The organism is Streptomyces sp. M2CJ-2 (assembly GCF_016757295.1).
Taxonomy (GTDB): Bacteria; Actinomycetota; Actinomycetes; order Streptomycetales; family Streptomycetaceae; genus Streptomyces.
The window spans coordinates 13,461-34,481 of sequence record NZ_JAESIF010000060.1; the positions used below are offsets into that span (position 1 = coordinate 13,461).

The window sequence follows — 21,021 nt, forward strand, 5'->3', positions numbered from 1 at the left end:
GCAAGCGTACGCGGACGCGGCTGTGCGCACCGGGTGGCGGGGGCACCGGTTCGGTGGAAGGGGTTTCGATGTCCCGTCAATTCCCCGATGGACAGATTTGTATGACTATGTTCAAGATCAGGGGCATGCGTAGACTTCCTGCTTCCGCCATCGGTGTCATCTGCGCGACCGCTCTCGCGCTCCCCCTCGCGCCGTCCGCCGCCGCGGCGAGCGCCGGGCCGGGGCAGCCGGTCCGGGCTGCTCCGCGTGCGGCGGTGACGGCCGCGTCCGGTGCCACGGGCGGCACCGAGTCGCTGCCCCTGCAACCCCTCGACCCCGACCGTGCCTCCGGCGCCGCCACGTTCGGCCTGGCCCCCCGGTCCGTACGGAACTTCTCCCTCCTCGGCGTCGTCTGGGACGACCCCGCCGCCGAACTCCACGGCCAGGTCCAGGTCCGCACCCGCGCGGCCCGCACCGGCTCCTGGTCCGACTGGCGGGACGTCGAGGCCCACAACGCCGACCACACGGCCGACCCCGGCGCCTCCGGCAACGGGGAACGCGCCTCGGGCCGGGTCCGCGGCGCCACCGCACCGCTGTGGGTGGGCGACTCGGACGGCGTGGAGATCAGGGTCCTGGCGGAGTCCGGAGGTCCGGGGCACACCGGCACGGCTGCCGAGGATGCCGAGGGCGTCGAGAACACCGTGCTGCCGCTGCCGTCCGGGATGCGCCTCGAACTCGTCGACCCCGGCGAGGGCGCCGAGCCGGCGGGCGGCACCGCGGACGGCACGGCGGACGGTGGTGAGGGCGCGCGGCGGAAGGGCGCGGTCGCGCGGCAGCGGGCGAATCCGTACACCGCCCCGCGCCCCGACATCGTCACACGGGCCGGCTGGGGGGCGGACGAGAGCCTGGGGGCGGAGGGGTCCGTCTACACGGACGAGGTCGGTGCGGTCTTCGTGCACCACACCGCCTCCGGCAACGACTACACGTGCGAGGAGGCGCCTTCGCTCATCCGCGGTATCCACCGCTACCACACGGAGAGCATGGGCTGGCGGGACATCGGCTACAACTTCCTCGTCGACAAGTGCGGGAAGGTCTACGAGGGCCGCGCCGGGGGAGTGGCGGAGCCGGTCCTGGGCGCCCACACTCTGGGGTTCAACTCCAACAGCATGGGGGTGGCGGTTCTCGGCACGTACGGTTCCACGGAACCGTCGGACTCGGCGGTGAAGGGCATCGCCCGGCTCGCCGCGTGGAAGCTCGGGCTGTACGGCGTGGATCCGAGCGCGAAGACATATCTGACGTCCGACGGTGGCAATCTCTACGCAAAAGGCACGAAGGTACGACTGAACGTGATCTCCGGTCACCGGGACGGGTTCAACACCGTGTGCCCAGGGGGGAAGCTCTACGACCAGCTCGGCACCACCCGCTCCACGGCGGCCGGTTACCAGGGCCGCTGAACCGCGCGGAGCCGTCGGGCCGGTCCCTTCCTGCCGGAGACACACCGTCGAAAGCGCTGTGGAACGGTCTGCATAAACTGGCCGGCCGAAAGACAGTTCGGCCGGTCCCGGCAGGAAGCAGAGACGACAGGTGACAGAAGCGATCCTCCTGGTCGGCGGCAAGGGCACGCGGTTGCGCCCGCTCACGGTGCACACACCGAAGCCCATGGTCCGGGCCGCCGGGGTGCCCTTCCTCACGCACCAACTGGCGAGAGCGAAAGCGGCGGGCGTCGAGCACATCGTCCTGGCCACGTCCTATCTGGCCGAGGTCTTCGAACCGTACTTCGGCGACGGGTCGTCGCTGGGGCTCCACATCGAGTACGTGACGGAGGCGGAGCCGCTCGGCACGGGCGGCGCGATCCGCAACGTCGCCTCCCGGCTGCACTCCGGCCCGGACGAACCCGTGCTGATCTTCAACGGCGACATCCTCACGGGCCTGGACATCCGGGCGCTGGTGCGCACCCACGAGACGACGGGCGCGGACGTCTCGCTGCACCTGACGAAGGTGACCGACCCACGGGCGTACGGACTGGTCCCCACGGACGACACGGGCAGGGTCCTGGCGTTCCTGGAGAAGCCGCAGACGCCCGAGGAGATCGTCACCGACCAGATCAACGCGGGGGCGTACGTGTTCCGCCGCTCGGTCATCGACACGATCCCGACGGGCCGGCCGGTGTCGGTGGAGCGGGAGACGTTCCCGGACCTGCTGTCGGCGGGGGCCCACCTCCAAGGGCTGGTCGACTCCGCGTACTGGCTGGACCTCGGCACCCCGGCCGCCTTCGTCCGCGGCTCCGCGGACCTGGTGCTGGGCCGCGCCCCCTCCCCGGCGGTCCCCGGCCGCTGCGGCGACCGGCTGGTCCTGCCGACGGCGAGAGTGGCACCGGACGCCAAGCTGGCGGGCGGGACGGTGGTGGGCGAGGGCGCGTTCGTGGCGGAGGGCGCGCGCGTCTTCGGCAGCACGATCCTGCCGGGTGCGGTCATCGAACCCGGCGCGGTCGTCACCGACTCGCTGATCGGCACACGCGCGAGGGTGGGGGAGCGGTCGGTCCTCACCGGGACGGTCATAGGCGACGGCGCGGTCATCGGCGCCCGCAACGAGCTCCGGGACGGGGTGCGGGTGTGGTGCGACGCACGGATCCCGGCGGGGGCGGTGCGGTTCTCCTCGGACGAGTAGCCGGGGGGAAACCGGCCGCGTACCGACCGGTGCGGGGCCGGGAGGACTGAGGGCTCGGGCGGTTGAAGGCTTGGAACGACCGGGGCCCGGGCGGGTGGGGCCCGGGCCTCACAGCCGCCCGATGTCCCAGTGCGGCCTCTTCGGAGCCCGCCGAGCCGGCGTTCTTCCGCTCAGCAGGATCAGCCGCGCCGCCCGGTGCCGCTGCCCGGCATACGGCTCCAGCAGTTCGAGCATCACCGCGTCGTCCGCGTTCCGGTCCCCGGCGAGGGCCCACCCCACGATGCCCGGCAGGTGCAGGTCCCCCACGGTCACCTCGTCCGCCGCGCCATGACTGCGCTGCACCGTCTCCGCAGACGTCCACGGACCGATGCCCGGCACCAGCTCCAGCCGCGCCCGTGCCGTCGCCGGAGCCATCCCGGCCGCCTCCTCCAGCCGCGTGGCGACGCGCACCGCCCGCAGGACCGTGGACGCCCGCTTGGTGTCGACGCCGGCCCGGTGCCACTCCCAGGAAGGGATCAGCGCCCAGGTCCGGGGCGACGGCATCACCGACATCCGTTCGGGCGCGGGCCCGGGTGCCGGCTCCCCGTACTTCCGTACCAGCAGCCGCCACGCCCGGTACGCCTCGTCCGTGGTGACCTTCTGCTCCAGGACCGACGGGATCAACGACTCCAGCACCAGCCCGGTCCGCAGCAGTCGCAGTCCCGGACGCCGGTGCCGGGTGAGCGCCAGCACCTTGTGCCGGGGGACGAACGCCGCCGGGTCGTCCGTGGCCCCGAGCAGGTCCGGCAGCCGCTCCAGGAGCCAGCCGGCGCCGGGGCCCCAGGCCTCGCCCCGTACCTCGCCCCCGTGCCGCGTCACCCGCAGCGTCCCCGGCCCGGCGGGCGTCAGGCTCGCCCGCCAGACGGAGCCGTCCGGCAGCGAGCGGAACGTCGGGTCCCCGGGCCCGCGCCGCAGTGGCGCGAGGACCAGACCGAGGTCCAGCGGCCCGTCCGGCACCCAGGTCCGCACCAGGGCCGGGACCGGTGTCTGGCGCGGCACCCCCGCGGGTACGGCGGTCCGTCCGCCTCGCACGGTCGTGCGGGCGGGCCGGGGAGCGAAACGTCCTGCCACAGAGAGGATTCCGGGGAGTGGGGAAACGGGAGATGCGGGAGAAGAGAGAGGGGAGAGCGCGGGAAGCCCTACCGGAGCGGGGCTCCGCCCGGCCGGTGGGCGGGGGCTCCTACGAGGGTAGGCGCCCCGCGCGTCCGGCTCACCGCACCTCGATGAACGCGCCCGCGTCCCGCTCCGGCCGGGGCCGGGGGTCCTCGGCGGGATGGCCGACCGCCACCGCGCCCATCGGGTCCCAGTCCGCGGGCAGGTCCAGGACCTCGCGGACCACGTCCCGACAGAACATCGTCGACGACACCCAGGCCGAGCCCAGCCGCTCACCGGCCAGGGCGACCAGGAAGTTCTGCACGCCGGCGCCCGTCGCGACCACGAACATCTCCCGCTCGGCGGCGTCCCGCCGCGCGTCCCCGTAGGTGTGCGAGCCGTCCATGACCAGGCAGGGCACGACCAGACAGGGCGCGTTGCGCAGGACGTCGCCGCGGCGGACGCGCTTGGCGATGGACTCCTCCGTCTTTCCGTCCCGGCGCAGGTCCGCGATCCAGGCGTCCCGCATGGCGTCCAGCAGACGGACACGGGACGTGGGGGATTCCAGCAGGACGAAACGCCACGGTGTGGTGTGGTGCGGTGCCGGAGCCGTCACGGCCGCGGCCACCGCACGGCGCACCGACCCCGGGTCGACGGGCTCGTCGGTGAAGGCCCGCACCGTACGGCGCCGGGTCACCGCCTGCCGTATCGCCTCCGACGTGCCGAGCCGGAACATGTCGTCGCGGGAGTCGCGGACCAGGGCCCGTGCGCCGTCGCCGTGGTCGTCGTCGGCCGTGACCAGGCCGGGCAGCCCGCGGACGACGGCCACCGGCAGGCCGGCGGCCTTGCCCTTGACCAGGTCGCCCGCCGCGGCGAGTTCGTCGGCGGAGGCGACGACGGTGGCATCGAGCGGGTTGCCGTACGCGTCCGTGCCGCCGCGCAGGTCGTCCAGTACGTGAACGCCCGCGGCGCCGATCGCGACGTCCGTCAGCCCCGCGCGCCAGGGGCGCCCGAAGGTGTCGGTGACCAGCACGCCGACCGTGACCCCCAGGGCGTCGCGCAGGCCCTCGCGGATCGCCCGCGCGGACCCGTCCGGGTCCTCGGGCAGCAACAGCACCGTACCGGCCGGGGTGTTGGACGCGTCGACCCCGGCCGCGGCCATGACGAGGCCCTGCCGGTTCTCCACGATGCGCAGGGCGCCGCGCCGGGCCACCACCCGTACCGTCTCCGCGTCGATCGCGGCCTCCCGGTCGGACGCCTCCAGCATCCGGCCCTCCGCCTTGGAGACGATCTTGGAGGTGACGAGCAGCACATCGCCGTCGGCCAGCCCCGGCTCCGCGGCCGCGATCAGCTTGGCCAGGTCGTCCCCCCGCCGGACCTCGGGCAGGCCCGCGACGGCCCACACCCGGTACCCCGCGGACGCCGCGCCGCCCGCGTGCGGGTCGTCGTGCACGCGGGCGGCGTTCACGTCGTTCACGTCGTTCATGTTGTTCAAACCGACCGCACCTCCTCCGCCAGCGCCAGCGCCTCCCGAGCCATCTGCGTGGTCGCGTCGACGTCGGTCATCATCAGCGGCACCGCCCGGCAGCGGATCCCGGCCTCCTCGACACGCTCCACACAGGCCGCGTCGACCGTGTCGACCAGCCAGCCGTCCAGCAGGCCCGAGCCGTAGTGCTCGGCCACCGCCGGTGCGGTGGACTCGACGCCGACCGCCGCGAGCACCTTGTCGGCCATGCCGCGCACGGGCGCGTCCCCGACGATCGGCGACAGGCCGACCACCGGCACGCCCGCGTCGGCGATCGCCTCACGGATGCCGGGGACGGCGAGGATCGTGCCGATGGAGACGACCGGGTTGGACGGCGGGAAGAGGATCACGTCCGCCCCGGCGATCGCCTCCAGCACGCCCGGCGCCGGCTTGGCCTGCTCCGCGCCGACCGGCACGACCGCCTCGGCCGGGACCGACGCCCGCAGCCGTACCCAGTACTCCTGGAAGTGGATCGCCCTGCGCTCGCCGGGTCCCGCGGTTCCCGACTCGGATTCCGCCGCCGGCCCCGCCGTCGAGGCGGTCGACCCGTCGGCGGGCAGGGTGACGGCGACATGGGTCTCGACACGGTCGTCGGTCATCGGGATCAGCCGGACGCCCGGCTGCCAGCGGTCGCAGAGCGCCTCGGTCACCGCGCTCAGCGGATATCCGGCGGCGAGCATCTGCGTCCGCACGATGTGGGTGGCGAAGTCCCGGTCACCGAGCCCGAACCACCCCGGGCCGACGCCGTACGCCGCGAGCTCCTCCTTGAGACGGAAGCTCTCGTCGGTCCGCCCCCAGCCCCGCTCCTCGTCGATGCCGCCGCCGAGCGTGTACATCACCGTGTCGAGGTCCGGGCAGACCTTCAGCCCGAAGAGGTGGATGTCGTCCCCGGTGTTGCCGATGACCGTGATGTCCGCGTCCGGCACGGCCCGCTTCAGACCGCGCAGGAAACGGGCACCGCCGATGCCGCCTGCCAGAACCACAATGCGCATGGGGAACAGTGTCTCAGCCGCCGGGTCGGCCGTGGCACCGACTCAGACGGTCAGGGTCCCGGGCACCGGGCGTGCCTCGCAGTGCGGGGCGAGGGGGCGCATCGGCATCTCGGTCAGGCCCGGGTAGTACACGTGCAGGCTGACCGCCGACTCCAGCGTGTCGTTGACGACCTCGTGCACATAGCCGGGTGGGAAGACCTGCTCCGTGCCCGCCGTCACCGTGCGCGTGCCGCGCCCGGTGCGCTCGGTGAGGGTGCCGTCCAGGACGGTCATGACTCCGGAGGAGGGGCCGTGGCCGTGCGGTCCGCTGCCCTGGCCGGGAACCCAGGACAGCAGCCACACCTCGTAGCCCGGCCCCGTGCGCAGCCGGTGGTACCAGCGCGTCGTTGCGTCGTACCGCACCAGGTGCTCCCACGAGGAGCGGTCGGCGGCGAGGGAACGGGCCAGCCCGACGAACTCGGCGACGGTCGCCGGGTGCTCGCGCGGGGTCTGCAGCAGGTGGGGGACTTCGAGGATGTCGCCGGCGATCTGGAGGTCGCTGTCGCTGTTCATGGGATGCGGTGTTCCTCGGCGGAGAAGCGGTCGGGGAGCGGGAGGAAGGAGAAGAGGGGGTTACAGCGTGTGCTGTCGCGTGCGTCCGGGTCGCGGACGGCGGCGAGGGGGCCCCGGTGGGAGCGGAGGGAAGCCGATGAAAGAAGTCTCGAGTCGAGGGTGACTCGAAGGGTCGGAGCGCGTTGGGCTCAACAACCGGAACAGTGACAGCTACAGCGAGCGCGGGCAGCACCGAGGGACCCGGCGGAGCGGGTCGAGGCGAGTGCCAAGTTCGCGAGCATGCCCACAAGGACAGCGGTTCACACCTCCAGTGTCAACTCGACGCCCGGATCGTGGGACGCGGTTCACTCCATCCGGTTCACCTGCGGGGCGAAAGGTTTGTTCATGTGATTCCGGGGACACAAGGTGCGCACGGCCGGGCACGCAAGTGCCGTTGCGATCCTGTGATCCGAATGTGATCCGGCTCGCTGTGGTGCCGGTGCCACAACGAGGTCGACCGACAGGGCGTCCTCCTTGGTGGAGGGCCCACGCGGGGTGGGAGGCTCCGTCGAGGTCGTCGGTGTGTCAAGGTTTAAGGCGATTTGAACACTTTCGATGTGGGCTTGGTTCCGCAGAGTGAATAAGGGCGCCAATAGCAGATCTCAGCTTGACTCGCCCGGAGCAGCACACTTGTAATTTCACTCGTGTCGTTTGGCCGAGACAGGTAACGGCAGCGTCACGGGGACACGAAAGACGGACGAGGGGCGCACATGACGGAGCTGGTGCAGCAACTGCTGGTCGATGACGCGGACGAGGAACTCGGCTGGCAGGAGCGCGCGCTGTGCGCCCAGACCGACCCCGAGTCGTTCTTTCCCGAGAAGGGCGGTTCGACCCGTGAGGCCAAGAAGGTCTGTCTCGCCTGTGAGGTCCGCTCCGAGTGCCTCGAATACGCCCTCGCCAACGATGAGCGCTTCGGTATCTGGGGCGGCCTGTCCGAGCGGGAGCGGCGCAGACTGAAGAAGGCAGTGGTCTGAGGGCGCCGCCGGCGAACGGTGCGTCATATCCGGTGCGCCCCCTCCAGGACGTCACATCCCTATGCGCGCCATGTCCGCGCATGCGTCGGTTGTCGCATATGTGTTCATGTGTCGAGTGCGGCCCGTCGCGGGCGGGTTGTCCACAGGCGGCGGGCCGCCCTGCCGCCCAGCCGATAGTGTGGGCGCTCGTCCGAGACGTCACGCCGCCCCCACCGGGCACGGGCGTCCCCCACAGTCCACCGAACCGGGGCCCGTACCTCGATGTCCGTGCACAGTCACCCGGCAGCCCGTCAAGACGTAGCTGCCGCTCCAGAGTTCCCGCGTCATGTGGTGACCGCGGTCCTCGTCTCCCACGACGGAGCACGCTGGCTGCCCGACGCGCTCGCCGGGCTACTCGGCCAGGAACGCCCCGTCCAGTTCGCCGTGGGTGCCGACACCGGCAGCGGTGACGACTCCGCCCGACTGGTCTCCGAAGCCCTCGGCGACGACCACGTCCTGCACCTCGCCCGGCGCACCGGCTTCGGTCAGGCCGTCGAGGAGTGCAACCACGCCGCGCCGCACCTCACCCCGGACGACCTGCCCTACCTGAAGCGGCCGAGCGGCTGGGACCCGGTCACGCGCAGCTGGCACGACGACGCCTACGACCTGCCCGACCTCCCGCACGGAGAGCCGGTGCAGTGGCTGTGGCTGCTGCACGACGACTGCGCCCCCGAACCCGACGCGTTGGCCCGGCTGCTGAGCGTCGTGGACAACGAGTACGAGCTCGGCCGTGACGACGTCGCCGTCGTCGGCCCCAAGCTGCGCGGCTGGTACGACCGCCGGCAACTGCTGGAGGTCGGCGTCTCCATCGCCAACTCCGGCCGCCGCTGGACCGGCCTGGACCGCCGCGAACAGGACCAGGGCCAGCACGACCAGGTCCGGTCCGTGCTGTCGGTGTCCACCGCCGGCATGCTGGTCCGCCGCGACGTCTTCGAACAACTCGGCGGTTTCGACCGGCACCTGCCCCTGATGCGTGACGACGTCGACCTGTGCTGGCGCGCGCACACGGCGGGGTACCGGGTGCTCATAGCCCCCGACGCGGTCGTGCGGCACGCCGAGGCGGCCTCCCGCGAGCGCCGCGCCGTCGACTGCGTGGGCCGTACCGCCGCCTCCCCGCACAAGGTGGACAAGGCGGGTGCCGTCCACACCCTGCTCGTCAACACCCGTACCGCGGCCCTGCCCTGGGTGCTGCTGAGGATCGTCCTCGGCACCCTGCTGCGGACCCTCGCCTACCTCGTCGGCAAGGTCCCCGGGCAGGCCGTCGACGAGATCCGCGGTCTCATGGGCACCCTGCTGCGGCCCGAGCGCATCCTCGCCGGACGGCGCCGCCGCGGCAGCCCGCAGGTCGACAAGGGCGAACTGCGGCCGCTGTTCCCGCCCCCCGGCGCGACCGTCCGCGTGACCGTCGAGCAGGCCACGAGCAGCTTCGTCGGCCGCTCCGACCCCGAAGCCACCTCCGGCGCCGGACGGCACGGCGGCGCCGTCGAGTCCGGACCCGGCGGGGACGACGCCGACTTCCTGCAGGTCGAGCAGTTCGCCCGGCTCAAGCGGATCGCCCGCAAGCCCGGCCCGGTGCTCTTCCTGGCCCTGCTGTTCATCTCCCTCGCGGCCTGCCGCGAACTCCTCGGCGGCGGCGCGCTCGCGGGCGGCGCCCTGCTCCCCGTCCCCGCCGACTCCGCCGACCTCTGGGCGCGGTACACCGACACCTGGCACGCGGTGGGCGCCGGCGGTACCGGGTCCGCGCCGCCCTACCTCGCCGTCGTGGCGGCCCTGGGCACCCTGTTGCTCGGCTCCCCCGGGGTTGCCGTAACGGTCCTGCTCGTCGGCTCGGTGCCCCTGGCCGGCTTCAGCGCGTACTTCGCCTCCCGCCCGCTCGTCGAGTCCCGGCTGCTGCGCGCGTGGGCCGCCGTCGCCTACGCCTTCCTGCCCGCCGTCGCCGGCGCCCTGGCCGGCGGCCGGATCGGCACCGCCGTCCTCGCCGTGCTGCTGCCGCTGATCGCCCGCGCGGGCATCGCCGCGAGCGGACTCACGAACCCCCCGGACGTCCGCGGCAGTTGGCGCGCGACCTGGACGTACGCGCTGCTGCTCACCGTCACCACCGCGTTCACCCCGATCGTGTGGCCCATCGCCCTGGTCCTCGGCCTCGGCGTCCTCGCCCTGCGCAGGTCCGACCTCCCGGCGTACGGGCTCCGCTTCCTCGCCCAGCTCGGCACGCCGCTGCTGGTGCTGGCGCCCTGGTCGCTGTCACTGCTCCCGTTCGGCTTCTTCCAGGAGGCCGGCCTGGAGTACGGCCCCTCCGCCGCCTCCGCCCTCGACCTGCTCGGCGCGAGCCCCGGCGGGTCCGGCGCGGTCGGCGGGGCGGTGCTCATCGGCATCGTGCTCGCGGCCCTCGCCGCCCTGCTCCGCTCCGAGCGGACTCTCGCCATCCGCGCCGCCTGGACGGCCGCCCTGGTGGGACTCGTCTTCGCGGTCCTGTCCAACGGCTCCACCTGGGCGGGGCCCGCGACCCTCGTCCACGGCATCGCCCTGCTGGCCGCCGCCGCCCTCGGCGCCGACGGGGCACGCGCGCGGGTCGCCGAGCAGAGCTTCGGCTGGCGGCAGCCGGTCGCCGTCCTGATCGCCCTCGCCTGCGCGATCGGCCCGCTGCTGGCCGCCGCCGGCTGGGTGATCCGCGGCGCCGACGGACCGTTGCAGCGCCGCGACCCCGTGCAGGTGCCCGCGTTCGTCGCCGAGGAGAGCGGCACCCGCGACCAGGCCCGCACCCTCGTCCTCGACAGCGACTCCGCCGCCCGCGTCGACTACGTGCTGGTCCGCGGCTCCGGCGCCCGTATGGGGGACGCCGAGATCGCCGCCTCGGACAGCGGGAACAGCGGGCTCGACAAGGTCGTCGCCAACCTCGTCGCCGGTTCGGGCGCCGACCAGGCCGACCAGCTCGACGGATTCGCGGTGCGCTACGTCCTCGTCCACCCGGGCGCCCCCCGCGACGTGACCCGCGTCCTGGACTCCACCCCCGGCCTGACCCGGCTCAGCCAGCAGGCGGGCGGCGCGCTGTGGCGCGTCGACCAGGACGTGGCCCGCGCGAGCATCGTCCCCGGCAAGGGGAGCGAGGGCGAGTCGCAGCCCGTGGCCGCGGGACCCGTCGAGATCCACACGAAGATCCCGAACGGCTCCGAGGGGCGCGTCCTGCGCCTGGCCGACTCCGCGGCCGAGGGCTGGACCGCCACCCTCGACGGCAAGCCGCTGACCCCCACCACGGTCGACGGCTGGGCCCAGGGCTTCGAACTGCCCGCCGCCGGCGGACAACTGGACGTCACCTACGACGACCCGTTCACCCACACCGCGTGGCTGTGGGCACAGGGCCTGCTCGCCGTCGTCCTCGTCGTCCTCGCCCTGCCCGGCCGGCGCCGGGACATCGACGACGACCTGCCCGAGGAACCGGCCGTCGCCGCCGAGGCGCTCGCCGGTGACGGCCGCCGCGCCCGCCGTCTGCGCGCCCAGGCGGAGGCGGAGGCCGCCGCCGAGGAGGCGGGTCCGCACGGGGAAACGGGCGAGGAGACGGGCACGGAGGACGACGGGTTCGACACCCCGCCGGAGCCGGCCCCCGGGGCCGTCCCGCAACAGCGGTCCTACGACGAGTGGGACGCGGCGAGCTACCCGGCCCCCGAGTACGACGGCGCCCACCCCGCCGAGCAGTACCAACAGCAACAGCAGTACGTGACGGACGACTACGGCCGGACGTACCCCGCGGATCAGTACCAGGGCGGCCAGTACGACCCGTACGCCTACGACGGCACGCCCCAGCAGCAGCCGCAGTACGACCCCGCGACGTACGGGCAGAGCTACGAGGGCCACGAGGGCTACGACCAGACCTACGCGCGGGGCTACGACACGTCGTACGACCCCGAGCAGCCGCACCGTCCTCAGCCGGGCAGTGAGCGTTCCGACGGGAGCCAGCAGTGAACCGCACCACCCTGTCCCTGATCGCGGGAGCCACCGCACTCGCCGCCGTCACCGGCTTCGCGGTGCTGTCCGCGCCGGACCCCACGGCCGCGGAGGACGGCGTCGAGGCCGCTGCGGCGCACCTGCCCGTGGAACGCACCAGCCTGCTGTGCCCGACGCCCAGCACCTCCGACCTCGCCGAGACGACGTACACGTCCTTCACGCCCGTCACGAAGGGCGCGGAGAGCGAGGGCAGGGCCGAACTCCGGTCGGCCGCCGGGGGCCGGTCCGCGGCGGAGGACGCGAAGGACGGCGACGGCGAGAAGGCCGCCGACGGCGAGGAGCCTGCCGAGGACGGAGAGAAGGACACCGACGGCGAGAAGGCCGCCGACGGGGAGAAGGCCGAGAAGCCGGTTCTCGAGCCCGAGGAGCCCGGCAAGCCGGTCGTCGCGGACGTCTCCGGAGGCGAGGAGCCGGCGCTCGTCGGCACCGCCGAGGGCCGCCTCGCCCCGGGGTGGACCGTGCAGCAGACGACCGAGGTCGCCGCGGGCATCGGCCGGGGCCTGCAGGGCGTCAACTGCTCCGCCCCCGACACGGAGTTCTGGTTCCCCGGCGCGAGCACCGCGACCGAGCGCACCGACTACGTCCACCTCACCAACCCGGACGACTCCGCGGCCGTCGTGGACATCGAGATCTACGGCAAGGACGGCGCCCTCGAGACCGAGGCGGGAGAGGGCATCACGGTCCAGCCGCACTCCGCCGAGCCGGTGCTGCTGTCCACGCTCACCGACGAGGAGCAGACGGATGTGACCGTGCACGTCGTCGTCCGCAGCGGGCGGATCGGCGCGGCCGTGCAGGCCCTGGACGACACGCTCGGCGGGGACTGGCTGACCGCGTCGGCCGACCCCGCGGGCAGCCTGGTCCTGCCCGGCATCCCCGAGGACGCCACCGCCGTGCGCCTGGTCGCCTTCACCCCCGGTGGTGTGGACGCCGACCTGAAGGTGCGGCTCGCCTCGCCCTCCGGGCTGATCACACCGGCCGGCAACGAAACGGTGCATGTGAAGGGCGGCATGACGACCGCCGTCGACCTCGGCGACGTCACGCGCGGCGAGGCGGGCTCCCTGGTCCTCACGCCGACGGGCCGTTCGGTGCCGGTCGTGGCGGCGGTCCGGGTGCTGCGCGGCAAGGGCGACGACCAGGAGTCGGCCTTCGTCCCGGCAGCCCGCCCGGTCGGCCTGCGCGCCACGGCCGCCGGCAACACGGCCAAGGGCAGCACCCTCGCCGTGACCGCGCCCGAGGGCGCCGCCAAGGTCAAGGTCACCGCGTCCGCGGGCAGCGAGGGCGGTGACCCGGTGTCCGAGACGTACACGATCAAGGCCGGTACCACCCAGCACATCGAGCTCCCGGCCCCCGACGGTGTCAAGGGCACGTACGCCCTGACGGTCGAACCCGAGTCGGACGGCACCCCCGTGTACGCGTCACGGACCCTCTCCGTCACCGAAGACGGCCTTCCGGCCTTCACCGTCCAGACCCTTCCCGACGACCGGGGCCTGGTGGCGGTGCCGAAGGCGGAGGAGAACCTGTCGGTCCTGCAGAGGTAGGGGCCCTTCGGCGGAGCGGGCGCCGGAGCCGCCGCTCAGTCCTCCCCGTACCGGGGATCGACGGTCTCCGGCGTCAGCCCCAGCAGTTCGGCGACCTGCTCCACGACGACCTCGTGGACCAGCGCCGCCCGCTCGTCGCGTCCCTTGGTGCGGATCTCCACCGGCCGGCGATAGATCACGACCCGCGCGGGGTTCCCCTCCCGGCCCGGCACGGTGCCGCCCAGCGGCACCGGCTCGTCGCTCCACTGAAGTCCGGGCCCGTCCAGCCGCGGCACCTCCAGGACGAGGAAATCGATGTCGGTCAGCTGCGGCCAGCGTCGCTCCAGCCGCTCCACGGAGTCCTGCACGAGATCGGCGAAGGTCTCCGCGCGGCTGGCGGCGAGCGGCACCTGGGGCGGTGCGATCGGCCCGCGCATGCCCCGGCCGTGGCGATCACGGCGGCGGGGCCCGCGGTCGGCGGCACGGGGAGTCACAGGGGTGTCCATCAGGCTGAAGGGTAGTCTCCGCCGGTCCGGCGTGCCCGGCCCCCACACGGCCTCGGGGCCGCGACACCCGCATGGCGTCGCGGCGCGGTGCCGGTCCGCCCGGAACGGCATGTCGTCACATGACCATTCCGGCCAAGGTTCGGCTCGATTCGATATCTTTCGCGGGCCGGTGATCTCAAGGTATTTGACGGTGTTTGTACCAACTGATGACCGGAACAGGGGGCGCGGATGTCTCGAACACGGGCGTCAGGGCAGGTCAACGACGTGTGTCCGAGGGGGCCGGTGAGGTGTTTCAGGCCACGACACGAGGGAACACCAGGGTGGGGAGTCTTCGCGACCCGCTCAAGAGTGCGGTACCGTCCAACATCGTGAGCCCTGTACGTCGCTGTTCGCGCACCGCTTGCGGCCGTCCCGCCGTCGCGACGCTGACGTACGTCTACGCCGACTCGACCGCGGTCCTCGGCCCGCTCGCCACCTACGCCGAACCCCACTGCTACGACCTGTGCGCCGAGCACTCCGAGCGCCTCACCGCGCCGCGCGGTTGGGAGGTCGTCCGCCTGCTCGACGGTTCGGCTCCCGCGCAGCCCAGCGGGGACGATCTGGAAGCGCTCGCGGACGCGGTGCGCGAAGCCGCCCGCCCCCAGGAGCGAGCGGTCGGCAACGCGGGGCGCGGCGCGGACCCGATGGAGGTCGCACGCCGCGGCCATCTGCGCGTGCTCCGCTCTCCCGACAACTGACCGCGGTCGCGCTTCGCCGCTTCCTGCCCTCGCCGCTCTCCCCGCTTTTCCCCGCCTCCCCCGCTTTCTCCTCGCGGCTTTCTCCGCTCTCCCCCGCTTTCTCCTCGCGGCTTTCTCCGCTCTCCCCCGCCTCTCCCCTCCTCTGCCCTCTCTTTCCCTCTCGCCCCACCTGTCCCGTCAGTAAGGTGCCGCACGCCCATTGACGCGCACTTGTCGGGGACACGACCATTCCGGGCACGTAGCGAGAAACCTCTTTCGCATTGCGGAATTCAGGAGGCGCGTCCGTGTACGTCCAGGAACTGGAACCAGTCGCCGGCTCACTCGGTCTCTCCGCCCTCGTGGCGGCATTACCCCTCGTGATCGTCCTCGTCCTGCTCGGCGGCTTCCGCATGAAGGCGCACCTGGCGGGCCTGATCGGGCTGCTGGGCGCCGTACTGGTGGCCTGCCTGGCGTACGGCATGCCGTGGGGCCAGGCGGCCTCCAGCGCCGTCCAGGGAGCCGTCTTCGGCCTCTTCCCCATCATGTGGATCGTCGTCAACGCGCTGTGGGTGTACCGGATGACGGTCCGCACCCGGCACTTCGACATCCTGCGCCGCTCCTTCGGCCGACTCTCCGACGACCCGCGGATCCAGGCCCTGGTCGTCGCCTTCTGCTTCGGGGCGCTGCTGGAGGCGCTCGCCGGTTTCGGCGCCCCCGTCGCGATCTCCGCCGTGATGCTCGTGGCGCTCGGCTTCGATCCGGTGCGCGCCGCGATCGTCGCGCTGGTCGCCAACACCGCGCCGGTGGCGTTCGGCGCCATGGGCACCCCGGTGGTCACGCTCGCCCAGGTCACCGGGCTGCCGCTGGACTCGGTGGCGTCCGTCGTCGGACGCCAGACCCCGCTGCTGGCCCTCGTGGTGCCGCTGGTGCTGGTCTGGCTGGTGGACGGGCGGCGCGGGCTGCGGGACACCTGGGTGCCCGCGGTGGTGTGCGGGGTCGCCTTCGCCATCGCCCAGTTCGTCGCGTCCAACTACGTCTCCGCACAACTCGCCGACATCGCCGCGGCCATGGCGGGCGCGGGAGCCCTGGTCGCCGTACCGCATTCGCGCGTGCCGGCCTCCGAGGCCGTGCGCACCTCCGTACTGACCGGCGTGCGCAGCGAGGAACTGGACGAGGAGGACCCGCGCGGCGAGGTCCTGCGGGCGTACGCCCCGTACGCGCTGATCGTGGTGGTCTTCTCCGTCGCGCAGATCCCGGTGATCAAGGACTGGCTGGCCGGGGCGACCCGGAAGACCGACTGGCCCTTCCTCGACGTCGCCGCGCCGAACGGGGAGCCGGTCGGCGCCAACGTGTTCACCTGGCCGATCGTCTCGACCGGCGGCACCCTCGTCCTGTTCGCCGGGGTGGCCACCGCGGTCGTGCTCGGTGTGCACGCGCGTGTGGCGGTCAGGGAATGGGCGGCGACCGTGTACGAACTGCGCTTCGCCATCCTCACGGTGACCTCCGTGCTGGCGCTCGCCTACGTCATGAACCTCTCCGGCCAGGCGGCGACGATCGGCTACTTCGTGGCCGCCGCCGGTGCCGGACTGGCCTTCCTGTCGCCCGTGCTGGGCTGGTTCGGCGTCGCCGTCACCGGGTCGGACACCTCGGCCAACGCCCTCTTCGGCGCTCTCCAGGTGACCGCCGCCCAGGAGTCCGGGCTGTCGCCCGACCTGCTGGCGGCCGCGAACAGTTCGGGCGGTGTCCTCGGCAAGATGATCTCACCGCAGAACCTCACCATCGCCTGCGCCGCCGTCGGGCTGGCGGGCAGGGAGGGAGACCTGCTGCGCAAGGTGCTGCCCTGGAGCCTCGGCCTGCTGCTGGTGATGTGCCTGGTCGTGGTGGGCCAGAGCACCGCGGTGCTGGGGTGGATGCTGCCCTGACCCGAGACCCGACCGGAACGACACCCGACTGGAACGACACCCGGAACGACACCGGAGAGGACACCCGGGACGACGTCCCGTGAGCCCGATCGGACCACATCGAACCGCCCGCAGCGGAGTGTCATCCGCTGCGGGTAGTTTGTGGTGACCACAGGACTTTCGGAAGGGTTGGCCGTGGCTGCTGATCTGTCACAGATCGTGAAGGCGTACGACGTACGTGGGATCGTCCCCGACCAGTGGGACGAGCCCCTGGCCGAACTCTTCGGCGCGGCCTTCGCCCGGGTGACCGACGCGAGCGCCATCGTCACCGGCCACGACATGCGGCCCTCCTCGCCCGGCCTGTCGGGCGCCTTCGCCCGCGGGGCCGCGGCCCACGGCGTCGACGTGACCGAGATCGGCCTCTGCTCCACGGACCAGCTCTACTACGCCTCGGGCGCGCTGGACCTGCCCGGCGCGATGTTCACCGCCTCGCACAACCCGGCCCGGTACAACGGCATCAAGCTGTGCCGCGCGGGCGCCGCCCCGGTCGGCCAGGACACCGGGCTGACGGAGATCCGCGAACTCGTCGAGAAATGGAGCGAGTCGGGTGCCCCCGAGCCGGTCGGTCCGGTGGGAACGATCACCCGGCGGGACACGCTGGGCGACTACGCGGCCCATCTGCGCTCCCTCGTCGACCTGACCGCCGGCCGCCCCCTGAAGGTCGTCGTCGACGCGGGCAACGGCATGGGCGGGCACACCGTTCCCACGGTGCTGGCGGACCTGCCGCTCACCGTCGTCCCGATGTACTTCGAACTCGACGGCACCTTCCCCAACCACGAGGCCAACCCGCTCGACCCGGCCAACCTCGTCGATCTGCGGCAGCGGGTCCGCGAGGAGGGCGCCGACCTCGGCCTCGCCTTCGACGGCGACGCCGACCGCTGCTTCGTCGTCGACGAGCGGGGCGAACCGGTCTCCCCGTCCGCGATCACCGCCCTGGTCGCCGCCCGCGAACTGGCCCGCAACGGCGGCAAGGGCACGATCATCCACAACCTGATCACCTCCTGGTCGGTGCCGGAGGTCGTCGAGGAGAACGGCGGCACACCGGTGCGCACGCGCGTGGGCCACTCCTTCATCAAGGCCGAGATGGCCACGCACGGCGCGATCTTCGGCGGGGAGCACTCGGCGCACTACTACTTCCGCGACTTCTGGAACGCCGACACGGGCATGCTGGCCGCCCTGCACGTCCTCGCCGCCCTCGGCGGCCAGCAGGGCGCCCTGTCCGACCTGGTCGCCCAGTACGACCGCTACGCCGGATCGGGCGAGATCAACTCCACGGTCGACGACCAGACGGCCCGCCTCGCCGCGATCAGGGCCGCGTACGAGGGCCGCGAGGGCATCACCCTGGACGAACTGGACGGCCTCACCGTCACCGCAGCCGACTGGTGGTTCAACGTCCGCCCCTCCAACACGGAACCCCTCCTGCGCCTGAACGCCGAGGCCCGCGACGAGGCCACTATGACCAGGATCCGCGACGAGGCCCTGGACATCATCCGAGGCTGAAGCCCCACGACGCCCGTCCCGCGCGGATGGCCGCCCGGCGTCCTCGGGGCGTCCGGGCGGGCCGGGCGTCGGCCCGACAGCCGCTGTCCGCCCGCACCGGCGCCACCGGCGGTACCCTGACCAGGCACATCCGCATACGCCCGCCCCGAAGGGAACCCCCATGCCGCTGGAAACCGGCCTCCTGGAGATCCTCGCCTGCCCGGCCTGTCACTCCCCCCTCAAGGAGCAGGACAGTGAGCTGATCTGCACCGGCCAGGAGTGCGGCCTGGCGTACCCGATCCGCGACGGCATCCCCGTCCTCCTTGTCGACGAGGCCCGCCGCCCCGCGTAACCGACGACCCGGCGACCCTGCGCATCAACGACCCGCCGTCCCGCGTACCGACGCCCCGCCGTTCGAAGGCTGCCGCCCATGATCGACGAATCGCTGCTCGACTCACCGGAGGGCCTCGCCGAGGCCGACCACCGCGGGCTGCTCCGCGGTGCCGCCGAAGCGGGCGCCCGCGTCCGCACCGCCGCCCGGTACGCCGCCGAGGCCGGTGTCCACGACCTCAAGCCCGACGGCCGTCCCCGCGCCGTCCTGATCGCGGGCCCCGGCGCCGCCGCCACCCAGACCGCCGACCTCCTCGGCACCCTCGCCGGCGCCGGCAGCCCCGTCACCCGGCTCGCGCCCACCGGCGTGGCCCCCGCCGCGGGCGCGCTGCGCTGGGAGCTGCCCGGCTGGGCCGGCTCCGTGGACCTGCTCCTGATCGCCACCCCGGACGGCACCGAACCGGGCCTGTCCCTGCTCTCCGAACAGGCCTACCGGCGCGGCTGCACCGTCGTCGCCGTGGCCCCCGCCCGCACCCCGCTCGCCGAGGCGGTCAACGGCTCCCACGGCCTGTTCGTCCCCATGGCGACCGCGCCCTACGAGCAGGACGGGCAGGAGGAACCGCTCGCCTCCTCCGCCCCCGGAGCCCTGTGGGCGCTGCTCACCCCGCTGCTCGCGCTGCTGGACCGCACCGGCCTGCTCACCGCCCCGCCGGACGCCCTGGAGAAGGTCGCCGACCGGCTCGACCGCGTCGCCGAACGCTGCGGCCCGGCCATCGCCATCTACAACAACCCCGCCAAGACCCTGGCCGCCGAACTCGCCGACACGCTCCCCGTCGTATGGACCGAGGGCACCTCGGCCGGCCCGGCGGGCCGCCGCTTCGCCGCCGCGCTCGCGGAACTGTCCGGCACCCCCGCCGTCGTCGCCGACCTCCCCGAGGCGCTCGGCGTGCACAGCGCCCTGCTGGCCGGCCCGCTCGCCGCCCGCGCCAACCCGGACGACTTCTTCCGCGACCGCGTGGAGGAGCCGCCCGCCCTGCACGCGCGTGTGGTGCTGCTGCGCGACCGCCCGATCGGCGGCCTCACCGCCGCCCCGGCCGCCCGCGAACTGGCCCTCAGCCACGACACACCGATCAGCGAACTGGAACCGGGGGAGGGCGGCGAGCTGGAGACCCTCGCCGAACTGATCGCCGTCACGGATTTCGCCGCCGTTTACCTGGCGCTCACCTCGGGAGCCTGATCATGCCCGGGGCGACTCGACCCGGGACGGCCTGATCCGGACGGCCCGTCCGGACGTCCGGAAGCGAACGTCCAAACGCGTGAGCCCCGACGCGCAAACCCCGACGCGGGCGACCCGTGTCGGGCGGCCCGGCACGGGCGCCCCGCCCTCCGTACGAGAACCTGCCGAAGGACCCAGAGAGAACCCGATGGATCGCCTCGACAACACCATCCGCCCCTACGCCTGGGGTTCCACCACCGCCATCGCCGAGCTGCTCGGTGTCGAACCGACCGGCGAGCCGCAGGCGGAGATGTGGCTGGGCGCCCACCCCGGCGCGCCCTCGCGCACCGACCGGGGCACGCTCGCCGAGGTCATCGACACCGACCCGGAGCGGGAACTCGGCGCGGCCTCGGTCGCGAAGTTCGGCCCGCGCCTGCCCTTCCTCCTCAAACTCCTCGCCGCCGGAGCGCCCCTCTCCCTCCAGGTCCACCCCGACCTGGACCAGGCGAAGGCGGGCTACGCGGACGAGGAGCGACGCGGCGTCCCCGTCACCGCCCCGCACCGCAACTACAAGGACGCCAACCACAAGCCCGAACTGGTCTGCGCCCTCACCGACTTCGACGGCCTGTGCGGCTTCCGTGACCCGCGGCACGCCGCCGAACTGCTCGACGCCCTCGGCGTGGACTCCCTCAAGCCGTACGTCGACCTGCTGCGCGCCCGCCCCGAGGACGAGGCCCTGCGTGAGGTCCTCACCGCGATCCTCACCGCCGACCGCGACGAAATGGCCCACACCGTCACGGAAGCGGCCGCCGCCTGCGAACGCCTCGGCGGCGACCACGCCCCGTACGCCGAGATCGCCCACCACTACCCGGGCGACCCCGGCGTCATCGCCGCCATGCTCCTCAACCACGTCCGGCTCCAGCCCGGCGAGGCCCTCTACCTCGGCGCCGGCGTCCCGCACGCCTACCTGAACGGCCTCGGCGTCGAGATCATGGCCAACTCCGACAACGTCCTGCGCTGCGGGCTGACCCCCAAGCACGTCGACGTCCCCGAACTCCTGCGCATCGTCCGCTTCGAGCCCCGCGACCCCGGCGTGCTGCGCCCGGAGGCCGCACCGGACGGCGAGGAACTCTACGAAACCCCCACCGACGAGTTCCGGCTCTCCCGCTACGTCCTCCCGGCGGGCGGTACCACCCACGACCTCACGCTGGCCACCCCGCAGATCCTGCTCTGCACGGCCGGTTCGGTACGGGCCGGTGAGCACGAGCTGTCCCCGGGTACCTCGGTGTTCGTACCGGCGGGCGAAAAGGTCGAAGTGTCCGGTACCGGAACCCTTTTCAGGGCGACTGTCGTCGTCTGACCAGTCGGCTGACCACCCGATGACGAGGTTCTGACC

At 73.1% G+C, this 21,021-nt stretch carries 16 protein-coding genes; 11 read left to right on the plus strand and 5 right to left on the minus strand.

The window, feature by feature from the left end:
• Window positions 1-125 precede the first annotated feature (125 nt).
• Window positions 126-1,433: a peptidoglycan recognition protein gene (locus tag JL475_RS30460; protein WP_202281207.1), complete on the plus strand. Its 1,308-nt coding sequence runs from the start codon at window positions 126-128 to the stop codon at window positions 1,431-1,433.
• 130 nt (window positions 1,434-1,563) lie between these two features.
• Window positions 1,564-2,646 carry a sugar phosphate nucleotidyltransferase gene (locus tag JL475_RS30465; RefSeq protein ID WP_202281208.1) on the plus strand — a complete coding sequence of 361 codons (1,083 nt, stop codon included), beginning with the start codon at window positions 1,564-1,566 and terminating at the stop codon, window positions 2,644-2,646.
• Window positions 2,647-2,754: 108 nt separating this feature from the next.
• Here the strand turns inward: JL475_RS30465 and JL475_RS30470 are convergent, their stop codons facing one another.
• The 4 genes from JL475_RS30470 to JL475_RS30485 form a co-directional block, all read right to left on the minus strand.
• Window positions 2,755-3,756, minus strand: a complete 1,002-nt coding sequence (locus tag JL475_RS30470) for a DNA-3-methyladenine glycosylase (RefSeq protein WP_202281210.1) — start codon at window positions 3,754-3,756, stop codon at window positions 2,755-2,757.
• Window positions 3,757-3,895: 139 nt separating this feature from the next.
• A complete protein-coding gene (locus tag JL475_RS30475; RefSeq protein ID WP_237408742.1) occupies window positions 3,896-5,263 on the minus strand; it encodes a coenzyme F420-0:L-glutamate ligase in 1,368 nt (455 codons plus the stop codon).
• A gap of 5 nt (window positions 5,264-5,268) precedes the next feature.
• Window positions 5,269-6,294, minus strand: a complete 1,026-nt coding sequence (locus JL475_RS30480; protein WP_202281212.1) for a 2-phospho-L-lactate transferase — start codon at window positions 6,292-6,294, stop codon at window positions 5,269-5,271.
• 42 nt (window positions 6,295-6,336) lie between these two features.
• A complete protein-coding gene (locus JL475_RS30485; protein WP_202281214.1) occupies window positions 6,337-6,846 on the minus strand; it encodes a cysteine dioxygenase family protein in 510 nt (169 codons plus the stop codon).
• 749 nt (window positions 6,847-7,595) lie between these two features.
• Between JL475_RS30485 and JL475_RS30490 the strand changes: the two genes are divergently transcribed.
• From JL475_RS30490 to JL475_RS30500, 3 genes are all read left to right on the plus strand, one after another.
• Entirely contained in the window at window positions 7,596-7,859 is a 264-nt protein-coding gene (locus JL475_RS30490) for a WhiB family transcriptional regulator (protein WP_109380992.1), read from the plus strand.
• A gap of 261 nt (window positions 7,860-8,120) precedes the next feature.
• Window positions 8,121-11,858 carry a glycosyltransferase family 2 protein gene (locus JL475_RS30495; protein WP_202281216.1) on the plus strand — a complete coding sequence of 1,246 codons (3,738 nt, stop codon included), beginning with the start codon at window positions 8,121-8,123 and terminating at the stop codon, window positions 11,856-11,858.
• Complete coding sequence (locus JL475_RS30500; protein WP_202281218.1) at window positions 11,855-13,438, plus strand: DUF5719 family protein; 1,584 nt, start codon at window positions 11,855-11,857, stop codon at window positions 13,436-13,438. The genes JL475_RS30495 and JL475_RS30500 overlap by 4 nt, the downstream gene beginning before the upstream one ends.
• A 35-nt stretch (window positions 13,439-13,473) precedes the next feature.
• Here the strand turns inward: JL475_RS30500 and JL475_RS30505 are convergent, their stop codons facing one another.
• A complete protein-coding gene (locus tag JL475_RS30505; protein ID WP_202281220.1) occupies window positions 13,474-13,923 on the minus strand; it encodes a metallopeptidase family protein in 450 nt (149 codons plus the stop codon).
• Window positions 13,924-14,243: 320 nt separating this feature from the next.
• Between JL475_RS30505 and JL475_RS30510 the strand changes: the two genes are divergently transcribed.
• The 6 genes from JL475_RS30510 (at window position 14,244) to manA (ending at window position 20,985) form a co-directional block, all read left to right on the plus strand.
• Window positions 14,244-14,660, plus strand: coding sequence for a DUF3499 domain-containing protein (locus JL475_RS30510; RefSeq protein ID WP_202281222.1), 417 nt, complete (start codon window positions 14,244-14,246; stop codon window positions 14,658-14,660).
• 284 nt (window positions 14,661-14,944) lie between these two features.
• Window positions 14,945-16,561: an L-lactate permease gene (locus JL475_RS30515; RefSeq protein ID WP_202281224.1), complete on the plus strand. Its 1,617-nt coding sequence runs from the start codon at window positions 14,945-14,947 to the stop codon at window positions 16,559-16,561.
• A gap of 174 nt (window positions 16,562-16,735) precedes the next feature.
• The gene (locus JL475_RS30520; protein ID WP_202281227.1) at window positions 16,736-18,100 is read left to right on the plus strand and encodes a phosphomannomutase/phosphoglucomutase; all 1,365 of its coding nucleotides are present in this window, start codon (window positions 16,736-16,738) and stop codon (window positions 18,098-18,100) included.
• A gap of 160 nt (window positions 18,101-18,260) precedes the next feature.
• On the plus strand, window positions 18,261-18,431 hold the full coding sequence (locus JL475_RS30525; protein WP_202281229.1) for a Trm112 family protein: 171 nt from the start codon (window positions 18,261-18,263) through the stop codon (window positions 18,429-18,431).
• A gap of 78 nt (window positions 18,432-18,509) precedes the next feature.
• Window positions 18,510-19,646, plus strand: coding sequence for an SIS domain-containing protein (locus JL475_RS30530; RefSeq protein WP_202281231.1), 1,137 nt, complete (start codon window positions 18,510-18,512; stop codon window positions 19,644-19,646).
• A gap of 187 nt (window positions 19,647-19,833) precedes the next feature.
• Window positions 19,834-20,985, plus strand: coding sequence for a mannose-6-phosphate isomerase, class I (gene manA / locus JL475_RS30535; protein ID WP_202281233.1), 1,152 nt, complete (start codon window positions 19,834-19,836; stop codon window positions 20,983-20,985).
• Window positions 20,986-21,021: the final 36 nt, after the last annotated feature.

Coding starts and splice junctions, on each gene's coding strand:
- JL475_RS30460 (WP_202281207.1), top strand. CDS start 126: ATGCGTAGACTTCCTGCTTCCGCCATCGGTGTCATCTGCGCGACCGCT.
- JL475_RS30475 (WP_237408742.1), bottom strand. CDS start 5,263: ATGAACGACGTGAACGACGTGAACGCCGCCCGCGTGCACGACGACCCG.
- JL475_RS30480 (WP_202281212.1), bottom strand. CDS start 6,294: ATGCGCATTGTGGTTCTGGCAGGCGGCATCGGCGGTGCCCGTTTCCTG.
- JL475_RS30485 (WP_202281214.1), bottom strand. CDS start 6,846: ATGAACAGCGACAGCGACCTCCAGATCGCCGGCGACATCCTCGAAGTC.
- JL475_RS30490 (WP_109380992.1), top strand. CDS start 7,596: ATGACGGAGCTGGTGCAGCAACTGCTGGTCGATGACGCGGACGAGGAA.
- JL475_RS30495 (WP_202281216.1), top strand. CDS start 8,121: ATGTCCGTGCACAGTCACCCGGCAGCCCGTCAAGACGTAGCTGCCGCT.
- JL475_RS30505 (WP_202281220.1), bottom strand. CDS start 13,923: ATGGACACCCCTGTGACTCCCCGTGCCGCCGACCGCGGGCCCCGCCGC.
- JL475_RS30525 (WP_202281229.1), top strand. CDS start 18,261: ATGCCGCTGGAAACCGGCCTCCTGGAGATCCTCGCCTGCCCGGCCTGT.
- JL475_RS30530 (WP_202281231.1), top strand. CDS start 18,510: ATGATCGACGAATCGCTGCTCGACTCACCGGAGGGCCTCGCCGAGGCC.
- manA (WP_202281233.1), top strand. CDS start 19,834: ATGGATCGCCTCGACAACACCATCCGCCCCTACGCCTGGGGTTCCACC.